A 5,835-nucleotide genomic window follows, 5' to 3' on the forward strand; every position below is an offset into this window, starting at 1 on the left:
TTGTAGACCAGCAGGGTGTCATAACCCAGGTGCTGATTGATCGTTTCGTGCAGTTGCAGCAGCGTTTCGCGCTCCAGCGCCTGGTGGAAACTTTGCACCAGCAATTGCGGGCCGTAGCGGTCGATGGTCAGGCCACCGGCGCCTTCCTGGCTGCCGTGGAACAGGCGATAGCAATCGGTGCCTTGCTGGTGCAGTTCGGCGAGCAGGTCCTGGCGTTGATTGAGGGCGGCGCGCAGCGCCTGATTCAAGGAAGACATGCTGGGCGCCTTGCAGGAGGGAATTGGGCGCGGGAGTTTAACAGTTTGGAGCACAACCTGTAGGAGCTGGCTTGCCAGCGAAGGCCGCAACATGGCTTATCTGACAATCCGCGTTATCGTTCATCGCTGGCAAGCCAGCTCCTACAGGCCCATCCGTCGTTTAGCCCGCTGCACAGACCCATTGCGCACCGCCCATCGCAGCATCGGCGCACTGTGATTGACGCTGGCGCGGATCAGCTTGCGTTGCAGTGGATTCTGGCTGACGCCGAGCATGGCACTGGCCCAGTCCGGCAGCAGATCGATCCCGGCCTGCATCATCAAACCGCCAAACGGCTTGGCCAGGCGACTGGGGGAGGGGGCGTTCAGCAACAGGCGCAGGACTTCGCGACTGCGTTCGTCGCATAGCAACTGTGGACGTATGTGCTCGAGGTAGTCGGCAATTTCCTGCCGAGAACGGGGCACATTCCGGGCCCCGAGTCGTTCGGCGACCAAGGCGATCTCTGCGTAATAGCGATCCTGATCGGCCGGTGAAAGATGCGGGTTGCGATAGCGTAAATGCGCAGCGAGGAAGTTGCTGACTTCCGCCACATGCACCCATGTCAGCAAATCGGGATCGCTGGCGGCGTAGGGGCGTCCATCGGGCGCAGTGCCGGTAATCTGCAGATGGATGGTGCGGACCTTCTCGATCAACCAGTCGGCGTCCTGTCGCGAACCGAACGTAGTGCCGGAGATGAACTGCCCGGTGCGGCGCAAGCGGCCGAGCATGTCTTCACGAAAGTTCGAATGGTCCCAGACCCCGGCCAATGCCAGCGGGTGCAGGGCTTGCAGCATCAGGGCGCTGACGCCGCCGATCAGCATGCTGCTGAAATCACCATGGACTTGCCAGCTCACCGAGTCTGGCCCGAACAGCCCCGGGTCGCCCTTGGGGTTTTCCAGGTCGAGTTTGCCCAGGGACAAACCGCTCAGGCTCATGATCTGGGTTTCGATGCGGGTGCGGATGAATTCCATGAATACCCTGTAGGAGCAGCCGGTCGACGCTCGATTGCTCGCGATGGTCGTTAACGATAACGCGTGTTTCCTGAATATACACGGCGCGTCGGAGTTCATCGCGAGCGAGCTCGCTCCTACTTCAAGCGCTTGTCGATCAGCCCTTGCACCACGCTCGGGTCAGCCAGGGTCGAAGTGTCGCCCAGGTTGTCGAGTTCGTTGCAGGCGATCTTGCGCAGAATGCGCCGCATGATCTTGCCTGAGCGGGTTTTCGGCAAGGCTGGTGCCCACTGGATCAAGTCCGGCTTGGCGAAACTGCCGATTTCCTGGCTGACGAGGGCCAGCAATTCTTTCTTCAGTTCATCGTTGGTTTCGACGCCGTTCATGGGCGTGACGAAGACGTATATGCCCTGGCCCTTGATGTCGTGGGGGTAACCGACCGCAGCGGCCTCGGCGATGCTCTCGTGCAGCACCAGGGCGCTTTCCACTTCGGCGGTGCCGATACGGTGGCCGGACACGTTGATCACATCGTCGATGCGCCCGGTGATCCAGTAATCACCATCCTCATCGCGCCGTGCGCCGTCGCCGGTGAAGTAGTAGCCGGGGTAGGGTTTGAAATAGGTGTCGACCATGCGCTGCGGGTCGCGATAAACGCTGCGGATCTGCGCCGGCCAGCTGGACTTTATGGCCAGTACGCCGCTGCCGGCGCCTTTGATTTCCTTGCCCTGCTCGTCGAGCAATACCGGCTGCACGCCGAACATCGGTTGTGTCGCGCAACCGGGTTTGATCCGCTGTGCACTGACCAGCGGGCTGAGCATGATGCCGCCGGTTTCGGTTTGCCACCAGGTATCGACGATCGGGCAGCGCTCTTCGCCGACCTCATGGAAGTACCATTCCCAAGCTTCCGGGTTGATCGGCTCGCCGACCGTGCCGAGTAGCCTGATGCTCGCGCGGGATGTTTGCTTCAACGGTTCGGGGCCTTCGCGCATCAGTGCGCGCAGGGCCGTCGGGGCGGTGTAGAAAATGTTCACCTTGTGCTTGTCGATCACCTGCCAGAAGCGCGAAGTACTCGGGTAGCTCGGCACGCCTTCGAAGATCAGCGTGGTCGCGCCGTTGGCCAGCGGGCCGTAGACGATGTAGCTGTGGCCAGTGACCCAGCCGACATCGGCAGTGCACCAGAAGACTTCGCCATCGCGGTAGTCCAGTACGTACTTGAAGGTCATCGCTGCTTGCAGCAGGTAGCCACCGGTGGTGTGCAGCACGCCTTTGGGTTTGCCGGTGCTGCCGGAGGTGTAGAGGATGAACAGCGGGTCTTCGGCGTCCATCGGCTCGGGTGGGCAATCGGCGCTGGCTTCGCTCAGGGCCTGCTGATACTTGATGTCCCGTCGTTCGACCCAGTTCACCTGCCCCTTGGTGCGCTCGACCACCAGCACGGTGCTCACGTCCGGGCAGCTTTGCAGCGCTTTGTCGACGTTCTGCTTGAGTGGCACGACCTTGCCGCCGCGCACGCCTTCGTCCGCGGTAATCACGGTGCGACAGTCGGCGTCGAGAATACGGTCGCGCAACGAGTCCGGGGAGAAGCCGCCGAACACCACCGAGTGCACCGCACCGATGCGGGTACAGGCCAGCATGGCGTAGGCCGCCTCGGGAATCATCGGCATGTAGATGCACACGCGGTCGCCTTTTTTCACGCCACGGCTTTTCAGCACATTGGCCAGGCGGCAGACGTTTTCATGCAGTTTCTTGTAGGTGATCGATGTCGAGTCGGCAGGGTCGTCGCCTTCCCAGATGATGGCGACCTGATCGCCGCGCTTCTCCAGGTGCCGATCGATGCAGTTGTAGCTGACGTTCAATTGCGCACCGGCAAACCAGCTGGCTTCACCGGTTTTCAGGTTGTAGCGCTGGACGGTTTCCCAAGGCGCGCTCCAGTCGAGAAAACGCGTGGCCTGTTCGGCCCAGAACGTACTGGGGTGTTCAACGGATTCGCGGTACAGGCGCTGATAGTCGTCTTGACTCAATTGTGCAGCCCGGCGGACGGCATCGGCTTTGGGGAACGTGCTGATATCGAACATGACGGTTCCTTATTCTTGTTCTGCGACAAAGATAAAGATGCGCCGAGTAGTCAAAGGGTTCAAGTCAGTCGCCAATCGGTATGGAGACAGGCTCACCGCAGAATGAGAGAACACCATAAACCACTGTGGGAGCAGCCGGTCGGCGCTCGATTGCTCGCGATGGGGGCGTGACAGTCAATATAGTTGTCGACTGTCAGACCGCTATCGTCGGATCGCCGCCCGGAGCAAGCTCGCTCCCACAGGGAATTTCTTTCGTCCACAGACTCTGTGCTCTACACAAAGCCCGTGGGTGGTGCCGTCAAATCACCCGCGGTGACGACCACGGAAGTAGTTGATCAGCCCTTGGGTCGAGGCGTCCTCGGCCGGGGTTTCTTCGCTGCCGACCAGGCGGTTGTAGACGCCTTTGCCCAGCTCTTTGCCCAGCTCCACACCCCACTGGTCGAAGGCATTGATGCCCCAGATCACGCTTTGCACGAAGACTTTGTGTTCGTACATCGCCACCAGAGCGCCGAGGCGACGCGGGCTGATGCGTTCGACCACCAGGGTGTTGCTCGGACGGTTGCCCGGGATCACCTTGTGCGGCGCGAGTTTGTGCACCTCGGTTTCACTCATGCCTTTGTCGCGCAGCTCGTTTTCGGCCTCGCCAAGGGTCTTGCCGAGCATCAGCGCCTGGCTCTGCGACAGGCAGTTGGCGTACAGCCACTGGTGGTGGTCGGACACCGGGTTGAAGCTGACGATCGGCACGATGAAGTCGGCCGGGATCAGCTGCGTGCCCTGGTGCAGCAACTGGTGATAGGCATGCTGACCGTTGCAACCCACGCCGCCCCAGATCACCGGCCCGGTGTCGGTGGACACTGGCGTGCCGTCCTGGCGCACGCTCTTGCCGTTGGATTCCATGTCCAGCTGTTGCAGGTGCTTGGTGATGTTACGCAGGTAATGGTCGTACGGCAGGATCGCGTGGCTTTGCGCGCCCCAGAAGTTGYCGTACCACACGCCGAGCAGGGCCAGCAGCACTGGCATGTTCTGTTCGAACGGCGCGCTCTGGAAGTGCTGGTCCATGGTGTAGGCACCGGACAGCAACTCCTTGAAGTTGGACATGCCGATGGCCAGGGCAATCGGCAAACCGATGGCCGACCACAGCGAGTAACGCCCGCCGACCCAGTCCCACATCGGGAAGATGTTCTCTTCACGGATGCCGAACGCTACCGCGGCGGCGTTGTTGCTCGATACCGCGATGAAGTGGCGATACAGCTCGGCTTCCGAACCACCCTGGGCCAGGTACCAGGCACGGGCAGCCTGGGCGTTCTTCAGGGTTTCGAGGGTGTTGAAGGATTTCGACGAGACGATGAACAGTGTGGTCTCGGCGCGCAGCTTCATGGTCAGTTCGTGGAACTCGCTGCCGTCGATGTTCGCCAGGTAATGGCAACGCACGCCTTTCTGGGCGTAGGACAGCAGCGCTTCGGACACCAGCTCAGGGCCGAGGAACGAGCCGCCGATGCCGATGTTCACCACGTCGGTGATCGGCTTCTCGGTGTAACCGCGCCACAGACCATCGTGGATACGGCCGACGAGGTCGGTGATCTGGTTCAGCACCTTGTGCACTTCGGGCATCACGTTGACGCCGTTGACCGACAGCTTGTCGCCAACCGGGCGGCGCAGGGCCGTGTGCAGGGCAGGACGGCCTTCGGAAGAGTTGACGATTTCGCCGTCGAACAGCGATTTGATCGCGCCCTTGAGGTCGACTTCGTTGGCCAGGCCCACCAGCAGATTGCGGGTCTCGGCGTTGATCAGGTTTTTCGAATAGTCGAGAAACAGGCCGCAGCTACTGAGGGTGAATTGAGTAAAACGCTGCGGATCGGCATTGAAGGCTTCGCGCATGCTGAAATCCTGCATGGCTTGGCGGTGGTCATTCAACGCTTGCCAGGCAGGCAGAGCGGTAACGTCGTGAGGAGTGCGGTAATACGCCATCGCTGCGGGTTTCCTTATTACTTGAACGGCCTTTTGAACACTAAAAATCCCGGAGCGCTATGGATGGGCGTTCCGGTCAACTGCGTCGACACGATTTCATGGCGCAGGGCGGATACAGTAAACCCCGCGCAATGATCTGTCTTGACTTTGTCTGACCTGTTTCCGGTACTTTTTTAACACCAAAGTTAGGAACGGTCCGACAAACGGAAGAGACAGGACTCGGATCAGGCGACCTGGACCGGAATGGCGTTGCTGGTGTGGCTCAATTCATTGCCCGGTGCCATGTAGAGCATGCGCGGTTTGAAGTTGAGCAGTTCGGCTTCGCTGTAATGAGCGTAAGCGCAGATGATCACGCGATCGCCGACCTTGGCCTTGTGCGCCGCGGCGCCATTGACCGAGATCATGCGCGAGCCTTCTTCACCACGGATGGCGTAGGTGGTGAAGCGCTCGCCGTTGTCGACGTTGTAGATCTGGATCTGTTCGTACTCGCGGATGCCGGACAGGTCCAGCCATTCACCGTCGATGGCGCAGGAGCCTTCGTAATCGAGTAC

General features: G+C 60.6%; 4 protein-coding genes and 1 pseudogene. All 5 read right to left on the reverse strand.

From position 1 onward, the window contains the following. A pseudogene (locus tag AC1DVH_RS25045) lies at positions 1–257 on the reverse strand (class I SAM-dependent rRNA methyltransferase); the annotation flags it as partial. 141 nt (positions 258–398) lie between these two features. Beyond that, positions 399–1,265, reverse strand: coding sequence for an oxygenase MpaB family protein (locus AC1DVH_RS25050; RefSeq protein WP_477756077.1), 867 nt, complete (start codon positions 1,263–1,265; stop codon positions 399–401). Between the two features lie 116 nt (positions 1,266–1,381). Beyond that, a complete protein-coding gene (acs, locus tag AC1DVH_RS25055; protein ID WP_477756078.1) occupies positions 1,382–3,316 on the reverse strand; it encodes an acetate--CoA ligase in 1,935 nt (644 codons plus the stop codon). Between the two features lie 303 nt (positions 3,317–3,619). Further along, entirely contained in the window at positions 3,620–5,284 is a 1,665-nt protein-coding gene (gene pgi / locus AC1DVH_RS25060; RefSeq protein ID WP_477756079.1) for a glucose-6-phosphate isomerase, read from the reverse strand. Between the two features lie 224 nt (positions 5,285–5,508). Beyond that, positions 5,509–5,835 (reverse strand): aspartate 1-decarboxylase (panD, locus tag AC1DVH_RS25065; protein WP_477756080.1); only part of this gene is annotated, 327 nt, incomplete at its 5' end.

It is taken from the genome of Pseudomonas sp. P4_C3 (genome assembly GCF_056402075.1).

Excerpts from the sequence above, each read along its gene's own strand:
- acs (WP_477756078.1), bottom strand. The coding sequence starts at position 3,316 with ATGTTCGATATCAGCACGTTCCCCAAAGCCGATGCCGTCCGCCGGGCT.
- AC1DVH_RS25050 (WP_477756077.1), bottom strand. The coding sequence starts at position 1,265 with ATGGAATTCATCCGCACCCGCATCGAAACCCAGATCATGAGCCTGAGC.